We start from the raw sequence: 20,531 nt of genomic DNA, 5'->3' as shown, positions 1-20,531 counted from the left end.
CAGTAAGACTCCCACCTCAAAATTCGGCTGGAGCAAAGAAGTTGGGTGGGAGCCCTGCCGCCCGTAAACGCCCGATTGGTGAGGGCTAATAATCAGCGAGAGATGAACACCCCCACTGATTATAGTTTCACTTTATCCTTGTAATTCTTTTTTGATGTTCTCTGTTAATGTAGCCATACGCTTACGACTTTCTTCACGCTCACGTTTATTTTGCTCTTCAATTTGTTGTGTTTCTTGCATACCTCTTGAAATAATGTTCCAAGTTTCCTCAAGTGTTTCCATCTTAATACTAGAAGAACCTGATAATCTCGCTACTTCCACACTTTGAGTTGCGATATTTTGTGCATTTTTCTTAAGTAATTCATTTGTACGGCGATCAAGTTCAGCCATAGAGTCCGCAACAAGCTTTTGACGTTTCGCATTTACCGCTTGAATGATACCATTTTTAAAGATAGGAATCGTTGTAATAAATGCCGTATTGATTTTACCGATTAATTTATTGTTACCGCGTTGAATCATACGAATTTGTGGTGCTGTTAATAGAGCAACCATACGTGCTTTTTCTAAATCATCAATACGTTGTTCTAAAATTTCAACAGAGTTTTTAAGCGATTCTAATTCAATACCCGCTAACTGATCATTATTACGTATGCGCTCTTCGTACATCGGAACTAACTCTGTATTTAAACGCTCTAATAACATTTCCCCTGCTACTACGTATTTTTCTAAGTCTAAATAATACTTTAAGTTTTGCTCATATAAACCATCTAACGTACCAATTGATTTTTTCATTTCATCTTGATACTTCGTAATTTCTACGTATACTTTATCCATTTCGCGACCCATCGTCTGATACTTACTAAAGATTTGTTCAATCATTTTATCTGCTTTTTTGAACATACGTGAGAAGAAACCACTTTTCTCTTCCGCAAAGTCTTTACTATCAAATCTGTCCATAATTTTACCAAGCTGTTTTAATAATTCACCAGAGTCTTCTACTTTCGATAAAGACATTGTATGTAAAATTTGATCAGCGAAACGTGAAATTTCCATAGAAGGTTCTTTTCCGAGTTCTATTAATTCTAATTGATCTTTAATATCTACTGCGTTATAAATACGTTGCACTTCTGCATCTTGTCTAAGTTGCAAGCGAACATCTTGTGCGGTTTGCTCATTCAATTCTGTTTTCGAATCTAGTACGACTGGGTTATTCATATGGTATTCTCCCTTTCCTTATAAAAATGGACGAAATAGTCCTTTTATTGTTTGTGATAAATTTTTATAGGCTGATGAACCATGAAATTCAAGATCGAAATTAACTTCTTCAAGCCAATGTGAATCAAATGCTCCTGATTCAATATACGGTTCAATATCGTTTCTCCCCGTTGGATTAAAGTGGAATACATCTACTCCAATTTGATTTAAAAATAGTAATAACACAGCATCAGAACGACTTAATTCTCCGCTCTTCTCATTATTAAATATAACAATTTTCGGTACTTCTTGCGAATAATCAAATTTCTCAAGCTGCTCTAAAATGTTCGGTGGTATTTGAGAGAGTTGTGCGAAAACATACAGTGCTACATCTTGCTTCGTCTCTTTCGCAATTGGTTTACACATTTCACTTTCGCACGTATGGATGATTGCTTCTGCAATACCATGTTGTAATCCTTCTGGTAAACGCTTATGTGGCCACCAATGGCTGTTCATAATTAAATCCGGATGTAACTTCCCCCCGCGGTCCAATGCATCTCGATAATGATATTGGAAATTCGCTTTTTGTTCTTTCGTAAACGGGAATGTATTAATTAATAAACTGTTATCAAATGATGTGACAGCCTTTAATCGCTGAAAATATTCTTTATCATTCTTTGAAACGCCTGATATTTTTGCAAATAAAGAAGGAATATAAATATGCTTATTTTCAACAAAGAATGTTGGACGTACAAATGCCTTTTCTTTCGTAATTAAAAAGAGTTCATCGTACGTCGTTTTGAGCGTACGGGCTACAGGTGTATACGAACGGAATTGCCACGGTTTGTATAATAATGAATTATCGTGGTGAAGTACTTGCTCGATTTCTTTTGAAGCTTGATAAGCTACTGTTGCGACGCGTTCACGACGCCGATCAGGAAATGGTTCCAATGAAATACGTCCTGAATGAGATACGACAAAGGTCTTTCCTTCCTCATCTACACTCTCAAATCCATCTTTTCCTTCTGGGTGATAATAAAGCACATCACAGCCGAGCATAATAAGAAAGTATAAGAAATATATACGACTCTCCGTCGCATCACCGTACCAAACGATACGTGGCATTTGTTTCTTATAATTAATCGTAGAGAACCACTTCGCTACGTAATTTTCACTTAATTTAATCATATCGATTAAGAAACGCCGGAATCCTTCTGTTTTTAAAGATTGATTATGTTGTTTCTCATACAATTTCAATACAGAAATAAACGTCGTATGTATATAATGCTGTAAATCAGGATTGTCTATTTGCGGTAATAGTTGTTTTCCAGACAAATGTGCTACAAGCCTATTTACTGTAAGTCCATTCGGCGCTTCTTGATGTAATGCAAAAACTTCTTGAATATGGCGCAGTTTTTCGGGATCAATCACCTTATTTAAATTTTGTTCATGCAAAACTTCAATCCCTTTTGCTTCACTATAATCAAATAGTTCATTGAAATATTCATCTACATCATTCGGAACACCAAGAATGCGACTTGCTATATAACTAAATTTCATCTCATTCTCTGTCAGTTCATATTGTGGGCGTTTTTCTAAAAGCGCTTCAAATTGCTTTAAATCTGATTCTTCTTTTAATGCACATGGTTGAAGTGTAAAACGTGAAAACACAACAGTTCACCTCCAAAAACATTTACGTTTTTTATAAAGTCTCTCTTCTATTATAAACTATTTTTAGTTATAAAAAATGGGCGCTCGCATAACGAGCAAACCCATTTCAATTATTTATGTTCATTTTTAGTAGCTGCAACTTCTTCTTTAGCTTGTCCAGAATTCTTCATGTAGTGAAGTATAAATGTTGCTCCAAACGCTATAACTAAAATAATAAAGAACAGCGTATGACTTACTTCAATATGAATGACAGACAGTAGCATTTTTGCTGCAATAATTAAGATTAAAATATATGCTGTCGTTTCAAGTTCTGGAATACGCTCTAACAATTTTAAGAATACGCCAGCAATACCGCGCATCATTAAAATACCGAGCATTCCACCTAATAGTAAAATCCAAACTTCATTCGATACACCAAATGCAGCAAGTACACTATCTACAGAGAATGCGATATCCATTAATTCAACCATCGCAACCGTCCCCCAGAAAACACCGAACATTCTGAAGACAATACTATTTTGGTTCATACCATGGGCTTCTTCTTCTTCTGAAGTGCCTTTTCTTTTATCAATGAAATATTTAATTGACAGCCAAGCTAAGTAAAGCGCACCTAACACTTTTACCCATGCCAATTTAATTAAGAACATTCCGATTCCAATTGCAATAAAACGGAATACATAAGCTCCAATAAGTCCATAGAATAATGCTTTTTTTCGTTTTTCTTCTGGAAGATGTTTTACCATTACCGCTAACACAAGTGCATTGTCAGCAGATAATAACCCTTCAAGTACAACAAGTGTACCTATTAACCCCCAAGATACTGGATCTTGTAACACTTTAATCCACATGTCCAAGTCGAAAAACTGAGCATACGTATCAAGGATTCCTTGCAAAATACTCATCTTACCTTTATCCCCTATTCTTTGCTAGATTTATAGAAAGGTCAAAAAAAGGAAACGAATACCGTTTCCCTTCTTATGCATCCAAGCCATACGCTTTTACAAGCGCACCTAATCCACCTTGGAATCCGCTTCCTACTGCACTAAACTTCCACTGTCCATTATGACGATATAATTCACAAAAGACAACTGCTGTTTCAATGGAGAAATCTTCCCCTAAATCAAAACGAAGAACTTCTTCGTTTGTTTCTTCATTTGCTAAACGAACGAATGCATTTGCAACCTGTCCAAAGTTTTGATTACGGCCTTCACCATCATAAATTGTAACTGTAATAGCAATTTTATGAACATCTGCTGGAACCTTTTTCAAATCGACAACAAGTTGCTCATCATCACCGTCACCTGCACCTGTACGGTTATCTCCTGTATGTAAAACTGATTCACAAGGAGACTGTAAATTATTATAGAAAATAAAATCAGTTTCCTTCGTACATTTCCCGTTCGCATCTAATAAAAAGGCAGATGCATCTAAATCGAAATCAGATCCACCATCATAAGATTTAATATCCCATCCAAGACCAATTACTGCTCTTGATAAACCTGGGCTTGTTTTAGCCAAATCAATTTTCTGTCCTTTTTGCAATTGAATAACCATATATATTCACCTCTATATTTTAATTTCAAAAAATATATCCATCAGTAAATACGCGTTTCACTGATGGATATATAAATCTATTACTCTACATCTAAACCAAAGTTATTACATAGAGAACCTAATCCACCTTGGAATCCACTTCCGATTGCATTGAATTTCCATTCACCTGCGTGACGGTATAATTCGCTTACTACTACAGCTGTTTCAATAGAGAAATCTTCTCCTAAATCGTAACGAATTAATTCTGCATTCTTTTCTTCATCCAGAATGCGTACGAAAGAGTTAGAAACTTGTCCGAAGTTTTGGCTACGGCCTTCTCCATCATAAATTGTGATTGCGAAGCAAATACGTTCGATATGTGCAGGAACATTTTTTAAGTCTATTTTAATTGTTTCATCGTCGCCTTCACCTGCACCTGTACGGTTATCTCCTAAATGCTCTACAGCACCATTCGCACCTTTTGGATTATTATAGAAAACGAAATCCTCTGCTCCTGAAACTTTACCGTTGGCACCTACTAAGAAGATACTAACATCTAAATCGAAATCGCTTTGTCCGTCATAACGATTCGTATCCCAACCAAGTCCTACAAGAACTTTCGAAAGACCTGGATTTGTTTTTGTTAAGTCTACCTTTTGTCCTTTTTTCAATGAAATTGATGCCATATACAATTCCTCCTTGGTTTATCTTATTGGTAACGTGATACAATCTCACTTAAGTTTTTATCTTGTGTTCCTTCTCCAACTGCTGAAAACTTCCATTCGTTTCCGTCTCGATACATTTCCCCTGCAATTAAAGTCATTTTGCCAGCGTAATTATCTGACAAGTTATAACGTGCTAATTCTTCACCTGTTTGTGGGTTTTGAATACGAATATATGCATTGCGAATCATCCCAAAATCTTGACGACGATTTACACAGTCATAGATATTTACAACGAATACTAAACGATTAATACGGCTTGGAACTTTATGTAATTCTACGAAAATTGTTTCGTCGTCACCAGCGCCTTCACCTGTTAAATTATCTCCTGAATGAATGATACTACCACAAGTAGAAAGTTTGTTGCCGAAGTAAACTAGATCATTTTTGTTTAAAAAACGATCCCCTTCTAACATAACAACAGATGCATCACAATCTACACTTGGTTTACTTCCAAATAAAGAAGACAGAAACCCACCTGATTGCCCAATTGGATCCCAGCCTAAGCCAACCTGCAGTTTCGCTACTCTCGGTTGTCCTTTCGTTAAATCAATCTTTTGTCCTTTTTCTAAAATAATAGGCATGAAGTTTCTTCCTTTCTACAAAGCATTTTCCAAATCGGAAAACATTGTATTCTCCTCTTATATTGTAGCACTATTTATCTAATGAGAAAAAGGATAAATTCTCAATTATATGAAAACAGATACTATATTTATTTATACTGATGTAATAAGTGGTAAATGGAACCAATCATTCCTGCACAATTGCCGCTTTGCGCAAGTTTAATCTCACAATTACTATAAATCTCTTGATTTAAGTATGTTCCTATCCCTTCCTTCACTTCATGTAAGAAATCATCTCCTCTTTCAGTAATCCCCCCACCAATAATAATCATTTTCGGATTAAAAATATAAGCAAGGTTACTAATTCCAATTGCCAAATGTTTAAAAAAAATCTTCACGGCTTGAGTAACACCGCTATCACCCTTTATGAGTGTAAATTCTCCATCACTCTACTATTTGCAAGGAATTTACATTAACTCTTTTCTCCCTTTAGAAATACACCACCTTTTTCTATATATAGTTTTTTTTGCATAAAACTCTTTTTCCTATGAAATATTACAAAGGAGTGTATTTTAGATGGAACAATAATTTTTTCTTCAGGAGGAAAACAATGACAAAAATCTTCATTTTAGCATCAACACTTTCTTTATCCTTTTTTAGCGGCTTAAATATTGGTAATGCTGCAACTGAAAACTTCCATCCAATAACAAACGCTATTGTACATAATAACGATACTTTAGCTGAAGGTAATTCAAAAGATAATAATAAACCTCCAGGAAACAATGGTTCTCAGGACGATAGTGGTTCTGATGGCAACGGTTCTGGCGGCAACGGTTCTGGCGGCAATGGTTCTGGCGGCAGTGGTTCTGACGGCAATGGTTCTGGTGGCAGTGGCTCTGGTGGCAGTGGTTCTGACGGCAACGGTTCTGGTGGCAGTGGTTCTGGCGGTAACGGCTCTGGTGGCAACGGTTCTGGTGGCAGTGGTTCTGGCGGTAACGGCTCTGGTGGCAACGGTTCTGGTGGCAGTGGTTCTGGTGACAATGGCTCCGGTGGCAACGGTTCTGGCGGCAGTGGTTCTGGTGACAATGGCTCTGGTGGCAACGGTTCTGGTGGCAATGGTTCTGGCGGCAATGGTTCTGGTGGCAATGGTTCTGGCGGCAATGGTTCTGGTGGCAGTGGCTCCGGTGGCAATGGTTCTGGTGACAATGGCTCTGGTGGCAGCGGTTCTGGTGGCAATGGTTCTGGTGGCAATGGCTCTGGTGGCAATGGCTCTGGTGGCAGTGGTTCTGGTGGCAACGGTTCTGGTGGCAATGGTTCTGGCGGCAATGGTTCTGGTGGCAGTGGCTCCGGTAGCAATGGTTCTGGTGGCAATGGTTCTGGTGGCAGTGGCTCCGGTAGCAATGGTTCTGGTGGCAATGGTTCTGGTGGCAGTGGCTCTCAGGGCGGCAGCCGTGTTAAAGGCGACAGCAGTTCTCAAGGTGGTAATGGCTCTCAGGGCGGCAACCGTGTTAAAGGCGATAGCGGCTCTCAAAGCGGTAACGCAAAAGATAATGCAACAAAACAAGGCAATAAATTGCCTAATACTGCAACGCATTATCCTGCATCTATTTTAATTGGGCTTTCAACATTCCTAATCGGTGTGTTACTATTTATTCGTCGTAAAAACGCAAAATAAAAACATCATCCTTCCATCTAAAAAATACATGAAACAAATTATAAAGTGAAACTTTAATCAGTGGGGGTTTTGTTCATCCCCCACTGATTATTAGCCTTCACCAATCGGGCTTTTACGGGCAGCAGGGCTCCCACCTAACTTCTTTGCTCCAGCCGAATTTTTGGGTGGGAGTTTTACTGACCGCAAATAGCGGGATAAAACTAAAAAGGACCTTGGATTGCATTTTATTATGCAATCCAAGGTCTTTTTTGTCATCTAGCAGAAAGAGTATTAATACGCTTTTCCCCAATACACCATCTGCTTCGCTTTTTTACTACAGCAAATACATTCGTCAGCTAAACTTTCTTGTTCGAACGGAATACAACGTGAAGATACTCCAACTGCTTCTTTTAGTTTTTCTTCACAAGCTAGTTCTCCGCACCACATCGCTTTAATAAAACCTTGCTTTTCATCAGCCGCTTTTTTCATCTCTTCGAAATTCGTCACACTATAAGTACTCTCATCTCTAAATACTTTTGCTTTATTAAATAAAGAATGATGAATCTCCTCAAGTAGTGCTGGAATGCGTTCTTCTAATTGATCCATTGTTATAAACTCTTTTTCTTTCGTATCTCTTCTTACAAGTACGACTTGATTCTTTTCAATATCCTTTGGACCAACTTCCAATCGTATTGGAATCCCCTTCATTTCATACTCATTAAATTTCCAGCCAGGTGTTTTATTGCTAGCATCTATTTTTACACGTGCAACCTTCTGAATACGTCCTTGCAACTCTGTTGCTTTTTCTAACACACCTTCTTTGTGCTGAGCAATAGGAACGATAACAACTTGTACTGGAGCGACTTTCGGTGGCATTACAAGTCCGTTGTTATCACTATGAACCATAATAAGTCCACCTATCATTCTTGTTGATACACCCCAAGATGTTTGGTGTACGTATTGCCATTTACCATTACGATCTAAAAACTTAATATCAAATGCTTCTGAGAAGTTCGTTCCAAAGTTATGAGATGTTCCTGTTTGAAGCGCTTTTCCGTCATGCATTAAACTTTCAATCGTATAAGTCGCCTTCGCTCCTGCAAACTTTTCTTTTTCTGTTTTTTGCCCTTTAATAACCGGAATCGCTAAATACTCTTCACAAAAAGCAGCATATAAATTTAAAATATTTAATGTTTCAATTTGAGATTCTTCTGCCGTTTCATGAATCGTATGACCTTCTTGCCATAAAAATTCAGTTGTACGAAGGAATGGTCTCGTCGTTTTTTCCCAACGAACTACTGAACACCACTGGTTATATAACTTTGGTAAATCATTATATGATTGAACAATTTTTGAAAAATGCTCACAGAATAGAGTTTCAGATGTAGGGCGTATACAAAGCCTTTCCGCCAATTTCTCATCTCCGCCATGAGTAACCCATGCTACTTCAGGAGCAAATCCTTCAACATGATCTTTCTCTTTTTGTAATAAACTCTCTGGAATAAACATTGGCATGTACACATTTTCATGACCAGATTCTTTTAATTTTTCATCCATCACTTTCTGCATATTTTCCCATAATGCATAACCGTATGGACGTAAAATCATACAACCTTTCACACTTGAATAATCAACAAGCTCCGCTTTTTTTACAATATCGGTATACCACTGAGCAAAGTCTTCTTCCATCTTCGTAATGGCTTGTACTTGTTCTTTTACCATATTCATTCTTCCTCCTTTAGAAAATAGAAAAAGCCCGCGTCCCCAAATAGGGACCGAGCTTTGTCGGCGTTACCACCCTGATTCATACACAAAAAAATTGAGTATGCTCTCTTTTTGATAACGGGAATTTCCCGCTGCATATGCAGAACTCAAAGGTAGGTTCCATATCGCCTTTTAAGAATCTTCCAGCCAAAAGGATTCTCTCTCTGCAAAAAGGTAAGACATGTACTATTCCTTTTTCATCGTTATAACAAAATAAATTTGTTGAATATCATAATATAAATTATATTTCAAAACAAGAGCCAATTTTCTTATTTTTATACATTATTTTCAATTATCACTGTTTTATACGTAACTTTTCCGAACTATTTTTACAAGTTGATGAGCAACCATACCAATTAGTGTACCAATTAAAACGAAGAAACAAATAAATCCGTATCCCATTCCTTCCCAACCACCAATAGCGATCATTGTTACAGGAAAGAAAGCTAAACAAAGAAGTACTAAACTAAGTGCAAATATAATATCAAACTGTTTGTCTGGAAAACGTTTCTTTAGTAAATATGACATAAAAAATACAAGGAGAACGGTGACTCCACCAATGATGTAAAAGATACCAAATCCATCTAGCCAATCCATAGTATTCCCTCCTTCCATTCATTCCCTTATACTTATTATATGTTTAATTTTTCTGAAAATAAATAACAAAATTTTATTCAAAAATATATTTTTATTACCAGGTATTAATAGTAATATATAAGAATAAGTTTTATATAATCAGGAGGGAAACTTTATGGATAAAGCATTAACAAATCGCGTCATTATTTTATCTTTTGACTGCTTATCAGCTTTAGATTTTCCTATATTACAAAAACTACCTAATTTCCAAACTTTAATAAAAAGGGGCGCGATTGCGAAAAAAGTGGAGCCAATTTATCCTTCTGTAACATATCCAAGCCACTCAACAATCGTAACCGGTAATTATCCTAATAAGCATGGCGTTGTCAGCAATACATTACTTCAACCAGGACGTGAGTCACCAGATTGGCATTGGTACCGAAAGTCCATTAACGGGACAACTTTATATGATGAAGCACGCAAAGCAAATTTAACGACAGCAGCCCTTCTATGGCCTGTTACTGGAAGAGCAAATATCGATTACAATTTACCAGAAATTTTTCCAAATAGACCGTGGAAAAATCAAATTTTAGTTTCATTATTTAGCGGTAGCCCGCTATATCAATTAGATTTAAATCGTCGTTTCGGCCATATACGAAATGGATTGTCACAGCCTGAGCTTGATAATTTCGTCCTTGCTTCTGCCGTACATACAATTCAGACGAAAAAGCCTAATGTTATGTTTGTACATTTTACTGATTTAGATACTCAAAGACATTACCATGGCTTCGAGTCTGAGGAAACAGTAGCTGCAATCCACAGACACGACGAACGCCTAGGAAAAATTATCCATACATTAAAAGAACGTGGTATATACGAAGAAAGTACAATTATTGCACTTGGTGACCATAGCGCTTTAAGTGAAAACAAAGCAATCCAATTAAATGTCCTATTCTGTCAAAAAGGGCTTATATCCGTAAATAAACGTGGAAAAATACACGATTGGAAAGCTTATTGCCAAAGCTGTGATGGATCTGCCTACGTACATGTAAAGGATAAAAATGATACTGAAACGATTAAAGAGATTCAACTTCTTCTTGAAGAGCTTCTTCAGGATAAACAAAATGGAATTGAATTTATTCTGCACGATGAAGATGCAAAAGAACGTGGCGCTGATGGTAATTGCTTATTTATGCTAGAGGCCATGGAAGGTTATTACTTCATTGAAAATTATACAGGTGATTTCATAAAAGAAATTAATAAAGAAGATGTTAATTCTAGTAAGAAATATACATTTGGAACACATGGATATTCCCCAACAAAACCTAACTATGAAACAATTTTTATGGCTGCTGGGAAAGGCATTCAAAGCGGCGTTACAATTCCGTATATGAGACTGATTGATGAAGGTCCGACTATCGCTAGGTTACTCGGTTTGCACTTAGGTGAAACAGACGGCGCAATTGTAGAGGATTTACTTCAATTGTAAAGAACTGTGTATATATGTAAAAGTTATGTAAAACTCATCACTGTTTCTCTTTTTATAATTTTTATTTTTGTACACTGTTAGTAGAACAAATTTAAGGGGGAACATTATATGAAAAAAATGTCCAGACAAGAAAAAAGCTGGATATTGTACGATTGGGCGAACTCGGTATATTCGCTCGTCATTACAACTGCATTATTTCCAATTTACTTTAAAGCAGCTGCAAAAGAAGCTGGACTATCTGGCGCAACTTCAACAGCCTATTGGGGATATGCAAACTCGTTCGCTACACTTTTAATTTCTATACTCGCTCCTATTCTCGGCACAGTTGCTGATTATAAGGGATTTAAAAAACGATTTTTCACATTCTTCTTTGGACTCGGTATCGTATTTACAAGTATGCTAGCAATTGTTCCAACATCTCAGTGGTACTTATTACTAGGATGCTATATGCTCGCATTAGTTGGCTTTGCTGGAGCAAATATTTTTTATGATGCATTTCTAGTAGATGTTACCTCTGGAGATAGAATGGACCGAATTTCTACGCGAGGTTTTGCATTAGGTTACATTGGGAGCACAATTCCTTTTATCGGTTGTATTGCTCTTATTATTCTTGCTCAAAAAGGAACTATCCCCTTATCAGTCGGAATTGCTAGTCAAATTTCCTTTGCAATAACAGCTCTTTGGTGGGGACTATTTACGATACCAATGCTAAAAAATGTAGAGCAAACACACTATATTGAACGTCATCCAAGACCAATTGCAATGAGCTTCAAGCGCCTTGCTAATACGTTTAAAAATATTAAAGAATATAAAACTGTATTTATGTTCCTAATAGCTTACTTTTTCTACATTGATGGGGTAGATACAATTATCACTATGTCTACTGCTTACGGAACAGATCTCGGTATTAGTGCAACCAATCTATTAATCATCTTATTTGTAACACAAATTGTCGCTTGTCCATTTGCTTTATTATATGGAAAACTATCGGAAACATTTACCGGTAAAAAAATGCTATATGTCGGCATTATCATTTATATCATTATTTGCACATATGCTTATTTCTTAAAAACGACGTTTGATTTTTGGATTTTAGCAATGTTAGTTGCTACTTCTCAGGGCGGGATTCAAGCACTTAGCCGTTCTTATTTCGCAAAACTAGTACCGAAAGAATCTGCAAATGAATTCTTCGGATTTTATAATATCTTTGGTAAATTCGCGGCAATTATGGGTCCGGTATTAGTTGGTGTCACAACACAATTAACAGGAAAAACAAACGCTGGTGTCCTTAGTATTATTGTCTTATTTATTATCGGTGGATTCTTATTAACTAGAGTACCCGAAAATGATACGTCCGTTACACCACCTAATCCGAAAACTAAAACAATATAAGAGAAAGATCCCCTTCACACAAGAAGGGGATCTTTTTCTTATATTTTTAACGATAACGCCCCACAATTAAAAACTCTAAAGCTTGTACAAAAATAGTTTATCGACAGTTGTTCCTAATACTTCTGCTAACCGGAATGCTAGTGCTAAGCTTGGATCATATTTATTATTCTCAATTGCATTTATCGTCTGTCTTGATACGTTACACTTATCCGCTAATGCACCTTGTGAAATACTATTTGCAGTGCGCAATTCATAGATTTGATTTTTCACACCGTTTCTCCTAACCTGTAAAATCGTTTTTACATCATCAGTATATAGTTGGTACATGTCATTGTCAAAAGATTGCCACAAGAAAAGGGAGCAATTCTGCTCCCTTACAATAGCTATTTCGAAACTAATCAATTCGTCATTTCCTCTCGATTCACAATATCTTCTTTCTTTATTTGCATACGTAAAACCGGACCTATCGCAAATAAAATAAGTGCCATTGCTATACAAAATACAGTAACTAGTGAGGTCATCTCCTTCAATCCTCCAGCTAGTGAAGTTCCAATTAACATTGCCCCCATGAACAGTGGTAAAATCGTTCCATTTACTCTGCCAATCATATTTTCTGGTACAAGTTGAATCATAAGCGTACCGACAACGATATTGACACAGGCTAAACAAATACCTGTTCCAAATCTCATGAAACTAGTAATCCAAAATGATGTAGATAACCCTTCTACTAAAAATGACATCGCTAATATGCTCATACCGAATACAAACATCTTTTTCGGATTCACTTTTGAAGCGAAAACTGCAGCAACAATACCACCAATTAACATACCGATTCCATCAGCTGCGGCTAAATATTGAACGGCTTCTTTTTCCATTCCAAGCCGTTCTATTACAAGAAACACTTCTAATGGATTCGTTAGTCCAACAGCTAAGCCCATAATGGTGAAAGTGATCGTAATCATACGTAAATTTTTCGTATGAAGAACGTATTTCCAACCTTCTTTTATATCATTTTTTAATGAACCTCTCGCCACTTGCTCTTGTTCCACCCATTTTGGTAAAAATGAAAGAGCGATAGCAGATAACAAAAATAAAATAATTAAGCTATATAGTGACGTAAATAAACCAAGTTGTGTGTACACAAGCGATCCTACCACTGGTCCAAAAATCATAAATAGCGACTGTAATGTTTGATTAAATGCAATCGCATTTGCTACCTGTTCTTCTTTTACATAGCGTTTAAATATACGCGAAGATGATGGCTGAGAAAACTGACCTACAATCGCGGAAATGAGTGTTGCAAAAAATATAGCCTGCCAATAATCCAGCTTTAACAACAAGACAATTCCTACAATAGACAGTACACTTAATACATCTCCAGCAACCATCGTTCTTTTCGGATTCCAGCGATCAGCTAGCGCCCCACCGATAAACGAGAAAATAAAAATAGGTGCATATTCCATAACCGATAACAAAGAAACTGAAACTGGATCATTATTCGTTCGCTCCATTATGAAATACAAAAGAGCCATATTTCTGATCCAAATTGCAAATTGTTGTAAAATATCAGATGCCATAACGAGCATAAATGCTCGGTTTTTAAATAAAGCGTTCATTTTCATTCCCCTTTCATAAACCGACCGTTCGGTCTAATTTATTTTGTAAGAAAAGCAACTGACCTATTATTCAGCTGCCATTCCTTTTAACAATACATCTATTGCCTTTTTATAAATACGTTTCAGCTCTTTATAATCTAACTCGTAGTAAAGTACTCCAAGCCCCGATAATAATCCATTCACAATATACATAAGATCACGCGTATCATCTTCTTGAAACTCTCCAGACTGTATACCTGCTTCAATTAATTTCTCAACCATAACATATGATTCTCTAGTTAAAGCTAACAGTTCATCCAGAATTTCTTTACTTACAACTTGGCTCATAGAGAATTCCTCTATTGCATTTGAAATGGGTTGCTGTATGTCCTCTACATAATATTCCGCGAGACCATATAGTTTTTCAGTACTAGTACTATACAACTTCTCTTTTTCATTCCATTTTTCAAGCCAATCATACGTATGCTGTTTCACTACAAATAAAAATAATTCTTCTTTACTTTTAAAGTGATAATAAATGCTTCCTTTACTTCTCTCTGTAATTTCACAAATCTCTTCCATAGATGTAGCTGCATAGCCCTTCTGTGAAAACAGACTTTCTGCTTTATAGGCAATTTCTTTCTTTATCTCTTCTGCGCTTCTTCTCATATTCACACCTCTTTAAACCGACCGTTCAGTCTAATAATAACAAATAAAAAACCTCTATCGCAAGAGGCTATACTCCTTATTTAAGAAAACGTACTTTCAAACCACATTCGAATCATATGTATTATTCCAAATTTAAATCCTCATTTAGTAAGAAATACGGTTCCCTTTTCATTTCCCCTAGCATGTTAAAAATATTTAATCAAACGTTTGTTTAACTGTTTTTATGCATGTGGAAGCCAACTAATCAAACGTTTGTTTAAAAAGAAATACGCCCCCTATAGGGCGTATTCTCATCAATCACCGCCGCCTCCACCACCGCAGCTACCTCCACTATCTCCACCAAAAGAACCTCCGCAATCATGTGAACCTCCATCGTGCGAGCTATCATTATCCGATCCAGCAAAGAAAAATAATGGTGATGAGCTGTTGGATGAATTATGAATGTTATTTTGTTTTGTAAGATTTACCTTCTTTTTGTTTGATCGAACTGCTGTTGCGATCGTTCCAACTACAACAAATAATAGTATGACAATAATAAATTCCATATAAAAGCCTCCCTTAATCTTCGAATAATTGAATGGTTCTCTCTAAATTTTCAAGTGAAATGAAGCGCGATTCACGAAGGATCTCTTTTCCATTATAAAATAATAAAACTGTTGGCCCTGTAAATACTGCATATCGCCCCGCAATCTCTTGCATGTCTTGTAGTAATATTTCTACTTTCTCTACGTAATCATAATTCTCTAATACGCAATTTACTTTTCTTAACATAACATCACAAACACCACAATTTTCCGTTTTAATAAACAGCAGTACTAATTGTTGTCCTTCAATATATGTCGCTAATTCTTCTATCGTTTCAAATGTATTCATCTTATCCCTCTTAGCGTAATTTACGAAATACTTTACCCTGATACATACGAAAAGCTGAACTATCTTTAATCTTTCTCTTTTCCATTACCTGCTGAAAACGCAGCGTTTTTGCTGTTAACTCTTCTTGTAATTCTTTTCTCTCTACTTCATCATAACAGCACGCAATTAAGTCTTCTATTTTTAATATATCTTTTTGTAGTTCCATTTCTGGTGGAATCATACCTGCATTTTTCAAGATTTTATAACTCATTCTAAGTTCTGGAGGTACCATTGAAAGGTCTTCTAATTGTAGTGGTTTTCCTTTCCCCGGAATATGATCGAGATCACCATTCCGTATTGCTTGTCGAATTTTTTCTTCAGCAATGTTCAAAAAGACATCCACACCATTCGCTCCTTTACATATTTTTACTATTATTTTACATGATATTTTCTCATCTTGCTACGCTATTACAAATTGACTTTATACAATTTTTTCTCAAATTTAATTACAAGGAGCCTTTTCCTCCCTAATCAATATTTTATTTTCATGTGTAGTCTGTATTAGAGCCATTTAATATTGAGAAAATCTTTGCGAATCAAATAAAGCGTTTACACCAAATCTTGCATTTGCTACGATTTAATCACCCCCAGCTCCCTTGTATAGACTTCGTGATGTCTGATCATTTTTATCTAGACGTTTCATACGTCTAGATTCACTTTGGTTTATTGGCGCATGCCTTTAAATATATCTTTTATTTTGAAAGGAGAAATGACTATGAGATCAAAAAAATTCACGCTACTATTACTATCCCTACTACTTTTCTTACCTCTTTTTCTCACAAACTTTATTACTCCAAATTTCGCATTAGCAGATTCACCAAAGCAAGGTCAAAAAATTGTTGGGTATTTTCCTTCATGGGGCGTTTACGGACGTAATTATCAAGTTGCAGACATTGATGCATCAAAGCTAACTCATTTAAACTATGCTTTCGCTGATATTTGCTGGAATGGAAAACATGGAAACCCTTCTACTCACCCCGATAATCCAAATAAACAAACGTGGAACTGTAAAGAATCTGGTGTACCACTGCAAAATAAAGAGGTCCCTAATGGTACTCTCGTACTCGGTGAACCATGGGCTGATGTCACAAAATCTTATCCGGGATCGGGTACAACTTGGGAAGATTGTGATAAATATGCCCGCTGTGGAAATTTCGGAGAACTGAAACGATTAAAAGCTAAGTATCCTCACTTAAAAACAATTATTTCAGTTGGTGGCTGGACTTGGTCTAACCGCTTTTCTGATATGGCCGCTGATGAAAAAACAAGAAAAGTATTCGCTGAATCTACAGTAGCTTTTCTTCGCGAATATGGATTTGACGGCGTTGATTTAGACTGGGAATACCCGGGTGTTGAAACGATTCCTGGTGGTAGTTATCGTCCTGAAGATAAACAAAACTTCACCCTTCTGCTTCAAGATGTTCGAAATGCATTAACGAAAGCTGGTGCAGAAGATGGTAAACAATATTTACTAACAATCGCGTCAGGTGCAAGCCAACGTTATGCGGATCATACAGAGCTAAAGAAGATTTCTCAAATACTGGATTGGATTAATATTATGACATACGATTTCCACGGTGGGTGGGAAGCTACTTCTAACCATAATGCTGCACTATACAAAGATCCAAATGACCCCGCAGCGGATACGAAATTTTACGTAGATGGTGCGATAGACATTTATACAAATGAAGGGGTTCCAGCGGATAAACTCGTATTAGGTGTACCTTTTTACGGACGTGGATGGAAAAGTTGCGGAAAAGAAAATAATGGGCAATACCAACCTTGTAAACCAGGTAGTGACGGAAAGCTCGCTTCTAAAGGCACTTGGGATGATTATTCTACCGGTGACACAGGTGTGTACGATTATGGTGATTTAGCATCTAATTATGTGAATAAAAATGGTTTTGTTCGCGGATGGAACGATGTAGCGAAAGTACCTTATTTATATAATGCGACTACAGGAACCTTTATTAGCTATGATGACAATGAATCTATGAAATATAAAACAGACTATATAAAGACAAAGGGTTTAAGTGGCGCAATGTTTTGGGAACTAAGCGGGGATTGCCGTACAAGTCCAAAATATAGTTGTAGTGGACCAAAATTACTTGATACGCTAGTAAAAGAATTACTTGGTGGACCTATTACTCAAAAAGATACTGAACCACCAACAAACGTAAAAAATATTGCTGTTACAAATAAAAATTCAAACTCAGTTCAATTAAACTGGACTGCATCTACTGATAACGTAGGCGTTACTGAATATGAAATTACTGCCGGAGAAGAGAAATGGAGTACAACAACAAATAGCATTACAATTAAAAACTTGAAACCTAATACAGAATACACATTTTCAGTATTAGCAAAAGATGCTGCTGGTAACAAATCACAACCTACTTCTATTCTTATAAAAACAGATGATGCTAACACAACACCTCCTGGTGGAAATGGCAATGCTACCTTTTCAGTCACTTCAAATTGGGGAAGTGGTTACAACTTCTCAATTATAATTAAAAATAGCGGAACGACCCCTATTAAAAACTGGAAATTAGAATTTGATTATAACGGCAATTTAACACAAGTTTGGGATTCTAAAATTAGTAGTAAAATAAATAATCATTACGTAATTACGAATGCAGGATGGAATGGTGAAATTCCTCCTGGTGGATCAGTTACAATCGGAGGGGCAGGAACAGGCAATCCCGCCGAACTTGTAAATGCATCCATTAATGAAAACTAAACGTAACCTCCATTAATTATTTCACTAAAGTTTGAATTTAGGTTTGAGTGCTCTATCCTAAATTCAAACTTTTAATTTTATGAAAAATCACAATTCATATTATAATAACCTATTATAATTATATTTAGTTTCTAATATGAAGTTCGCGTGAAGTTCATCTGAATTTTACATGAATTTCCTTTAAGTTCTATTGTCTTCCCATACTAATCACATTATCCTTTACATATAGGAATCATTTCCATTCCATTTCAAACTATCTATATATATAAAAAAGATAGTAGCCTATTAGGGAAAGGCATCTAGTATTATTATAAATATAACCAAAGAAAAAGAACTCTTATGGTGCGCTTATAAGCGCACCATAAGAGTTCTTTTTCTTACAATTCTCATTTGAGAGTTCTCGAAAATCATGTTAATCACAAAGAAAAGGCATTAGCTCATAAAAGCTAACGCCTTTTCTTTGTGATTATTGTTAAACGTTCCATTTTTCGATATTCCATATTTTCGTTATCCATGCTTCATAGAAAGAGGGCTCATGTGAAACAATTAAAACTGTACCTTTATATTGTTTTAACGCTTCCTGTAAATCCGTCTTAGTCTCTGTATCCAAATGGTTAGTTGGTTCATCTAAAATTAAAACATTGCTTTTAGTTACGATAAGTTCGCATAATCGTACTTTTGTTTGTTCTCCTCCACTTAATAACTGGATAGGTTTTAATACATGTTCTTCTTTCAATCCGCACTTTGCTAATGCTTGTCGGATTTCTTTTCTTGTCATATCTGGTCTCCCTGCCCATACTCTTTCTAGTGCAGTTATTTCTGAGGAAAATTCCTCTTGTGCAAAATAAGCGGGTTTTACTCGTTCCCCAACAGAAACTGAGCCGCCTAACGGTTTTATTTGTCCTAGTAATGTTTTTAACATTGTTGTTTTTCCAATCCCATTATGACCAATAATCGCAATCTTTTCCCCTTTTTTCACTTGAAAATCCAATTCTGGAAATAACGGTTCACCATAACCAATTTTCAGTTTCTCTACCTGTAATATACGACTCACTGGCTCAGTATAAACATTAAAATCAAAACGGGCGCGAGGTACATCGTTAACCTTTTCAACCTTTTTCATTTTCTCTAATACTTTTTCACGACTTTTCGCTTGTTTCGCTTTACGAATTTTATTTTTTTGAATAAAACCCTCTAAATGTGCAATTTCTTTTTGTTGTTTCGCATACGCCGCTTGTAATTGTTTCCTTTGTAATTGATAACTTTGCAAAAAGGTTTCATAATCTCCCGCATAGCGCTTAACCTTTCGTTCTTCTAGATGATAAATAACATTCGTAATATTGTTCAAAAATATTTCATCATGCGAAATGATAATATAAGCTTTTTCATACATTTGTAAATATGATTGCAACCATTCTATATGTGCTGTATCTAAATAGTTAGTTGGCTCATCTAATAATAAAACATCCGCTTTTTCTAAAAGGAGTTTCCCAAGTAACAACTTTGTCCGCTGACCACCACTTAACTTTGAAACATCCTTTTCCAATCCTATTTCAAACAAGCCTAAGCCTGTTGCTACTTCCTCAATTTCTGTATGAATTTGATAAAAATTAGAATTCTCCAATATAGTTTGTAACTCTCCATACCTTACTAACAATTTCGCTACTTCTCCTGCTTCAGCCATCTCTTCTGTAAGTTTTAACATGTCACGTTCCAACTCATACAGGTTAGAAAACGCACTTTGCAAGTATTCTTCAATTGTTATGCCTTCTTGTAAATCTATATGCTGTTGCAAAAAGCCAATCTTCACATGTGGAAACCATTCAATGTTTCCATCATCATGTATAAGTTCTCCTGTTAACAAGCGTAATAATGTGGATTTTCCAATTCCATTTTTCCCTACTAGCCCAACATGTTCGCCCTTTAATAATCGAAAGCACGCATTATATAAAATGGTTTTCTCACCATATGAATGACTTACATTTTCTACTGTTAATATACTCATCTTTTTTCTCTCCTTTTCTTATGATCCATAAGCTAAATAGAGAGAACAACAG

At 36.1% G+C, this 20,531-nt stretch carries 19 protein-coding genes, 1 pseudogene and 1 other annotated feature; of the genes and pseudogenes, 4 read left to right on the top strand and 16 right to left on the bottom strand.

What is annotated here, in order from left to right:
- Positions 1-132: 132 nt before the first annotated feature.
- From MKY70_RS02380 to MKY70_RS02350, 7 genes and pseudogenes are all read right to left on the bottom strand, one after another.
- On the bottom strand, positions 133-1,215 hold the full coding sequence (locus tag MKY70_RS02380) for a toxic anion resistance protein (protein WP_002029585.1): 1,083 nt from the start codon (positions 1,213-1,215) through the stop codon (positions 133-135).
- Between the two features lie 18 nt (positions 1,216-1,233).
- Complete coding sequence (locus tag MKY70_RS02375) at positions 1,234-2,865, bottom strand: YceG family protein (RefSeq protein ID WP_341022983.1); 1,632 nt, start codon at positions 2,863-2,865, stop codon at positions 1,234-1,236.
- Positions 2,866-2,975: 110 nt separating this feature from the next.
- A complete protein-coding gene (locus MKY70_RS02370) occupies positions 2,976-3,767 on the bottom strand; it encodes a TerC family protein (protein WP_341022980.1) in 792 nt (263 codons plus the stop codon).
- Positions 3,768-3,840: 73 nt separating this feature from the next.
- A complete protein-coding gene (locus MKY70_RS02365) occupies positions 3,841-4,419 on the bottom strand; it encodes a TerD family protein (protein WP_002091197.1) in 579 nt (192 codons plus the stop codon).
- 80 nt (positions 4,420-4,499) lie between these two features.
- Positions 4,500-5,084, bottom strand: a complete 585-nt coding sequence (locus MKY70_RS02360; RefSeq protein WP_140152327.1) for a TerD family protein — start codon at positions 5,082-5,084, stop codon at positions 4,500-4,502.
- A 23-nt stretch (positions 5,085-5,107) separates the two neighbouring features.
- Entirely contained in the window at positions 5,108-5,704 is a 597-nt protein-coding gene (locus MKY70_RS02355; protein ID WP_002029589.1) for a TerD family protein, read from the bottom strand.
- Between the two features lie 128 nt (positions 5,705-5,832).
- Positions 5,833-6,108, bottom strand: a pseudogene (locus MKY70_RS02350) (ROK family protein); the annotation flags it as partial.
- Positions 6,109-6,293: 185 nt separating this feature from the next.
- Here MKY70_RS02350 and MKY70_RS02345 point away from each other — a divergent pair.
- Positions 6,294-7,358 (top strand): cell wall anchor protein, encoded by a 1,065-nt coding sequence (locus tag MKY70_RS02345; protein ID WP_341022976.1) that lies wholly within the window; start codon positions 6,294-6,296, stop codon positions 7,356-7,358.
- 270 nt (positions 7,359-7,628) lie between these two features.
- On the opposite strand, the gene proS is transcribed toward MKY70_RS02345, so the two are convergent.
- Both proS and MKY70_RS02335 read right to left on the bottom strand, forming a co-directional pair.
- Entirely contained in the window at positions 7,629-9,059 is a 1,431-nt protein-coding gene (gene proS / locus MKY70_RS02340) for a proline--tRNA ligase (protein ID WP_113735329.1), read from the bottom strand.
- A gap of 45 nt (positions 9,060-9,104) precedes the next feature.
- Positions 9,105-9,311, bottom strand: a binding site (T-box leader).
- Between the two features lie 93 nt (positions 9,312-9,404).
- Entirely contained in the window at positions 9,405-9,698 is a 294-nt protein-coding gene (locus MKY70_RS02335; RefSeq protein ID WP_002124993.1) for a YesK-like family protein, read from the bottom strand.
- 154 nt (positions 9,699-9,852) lie between these two features.
- Here MKY70_RS02335 and MKY70_RS02330 point away from each other — a divergent pair, with 154 nt between their 5' ends.
- Positions 9,853-11,166 (top strand): alkaline phosphatase family protein, encoded by a 1,314-nt coding sequence (locus MKY70_RS02330; protein WP_341022966.1) that lies wholly within the window; start codon positions 9,853-9,855, stop codon positions 11,164-11,166.
- 108 nt (positions 11,167-11,274) lie between these two features.
- On the top strand, positions 11,275-12,558 hold the full coding sequence (locus MKY70_RS02325) for an MFS transporter (RefSeq protein ID WP_002010215.1): 1,284 nt from the start codon (positions 11,275-11,277) through the stop codon (positions 12,556-12,558).
- 75 nt (positions 12,559-12,633) lie between these two features.
- Here the strand turns inward: MKY70_RS02325 and MKY70_RS02320 are convergent, their stop codons facing one another.
- The 6 genes from MKY70_RS02320 to MKY70_RS02290 all read right to left on the bottom strand — a co-directional run bounded on the left by MKY70_RS02320 (position 12,634) and on the right by MKY70_RS02290 (position 16,077).
- The gene (locus MKY70_RS02320) at positions 12,634-12,885 is read right to left on the bottom strand and encodes a helix-turn-helix transcriptional regulator (protein ID WP_088031697.1); all 252 of its coding nucleotides are present in this window, start codon (positions 12,883-12,885) and stop codon (positions 12,634-12,636) included.
- 71 nt (positions 12,886-12,956) lie between these two features.
- A complete protein-coding gene (locus tag MKY70_RS02315) occupies positions 12,957-14,174 on the bottom strand; it encodes an MFS transporter (RefSeq protein WP_002124988.1) in 1,218 nt (405 codons plus the stop codon).
- A 66-nt stretch (positions 14,175-14,240) separates the two neighbouring features.
- Entirely contained in the window at positions 14,241-14,822 is a 582-nt protein-coding gene (locus MKY70_RS02310) for a TetR/AcrR family transcriptional regulator (RefSeq protein WP_002124986.1), read from the bottom strand.
- Positions 14,823-15,115: 293 nt separating this feature from the next.
- The gene (locus MKY70_RS02300) at positions 15,116-15,367 is read right to left on the bottom strand and encodes a hypothetical protein (RefSeq protein ID WP_002029564.1); all 252 of its coding nucleotides are present in this window, start codon (positions 15,365-15,367) and stop codon (positions 15,116-15,118) included.
- A 13-nt stretch (positions 15,368-15,380) separates the two neighbouring features.
- A complete protein-coding gene (locus tag MKY70_RS02295; protein ID WP_002063639.1) occupies positions 15,381-15,695 on the bottom strand; it encodes a thioredoxin family protein in 315 nt (104 codons plus the stop codon).
- Between the two features lie 10 nt (positions 15,696-15,705).
- Positions 15,706-16,077, bottom strand: a complete 372-nt coding sequence (locus MKY70_RS02290; protein ID WP_002010200.1) for a DnaJ family domain-containing protein — start codon at positions 16,075-16,077, stop codon at positions 15,706-15,708.
- A gap of 372 nt (positions 16,078-16,449) precedes the next feature.
- Here MKY70_RS02290 and MKY70_RS02285 point away from each other — a divergent pair, with 372 nt between their 5' ends.
- Positions 16,450-18,474, top strand: a complete 2,025-nt coding sequence (locus MKY70_RS02285; RefSeq protein WP_063218575.1) for a glycosyl hydrolase family 18 protein — start codon at positions 16,450-16,452, stop codon at positions 18,472-18,474.
- Between the two features lie 472 nt (positions 18,475-18,946).
- On the opposite strand, the gene MKY70_RS02280 is transcribed toward MKY70_RS02285, so the two are convergent.
- Positions 18,947-20,479 carry an ABC-F family ATP-binding cassette domain-containing protein gene (locus MKY70_RS02280; RefSeq protein WP_341022958.1) on the bottom strand — a complete coding sequence of 511 codons (1,533 nt, stop codon included), beginning with the start codon at positions 20,477-20,479 and terminating at the stop codon, positions 18,947-18,949.
- Between the last annotated feature and the right edge of the window lie 52 nt (positions 20,480-20,531).

It is taken from the genome of Bacillus sp. FSL R9-9492, assembly GCF_038007365.1.
GTDB lineage: Bacteria > Bacillota > Bacilli > Bacillales > Bacillaceae_G > Bacillus_A > Bacillus_A mycoides.
Note: the sequence above shows the minus strand (reverse complement) of the source record. Positions and strands in the feature narration are given on the sequence as shown.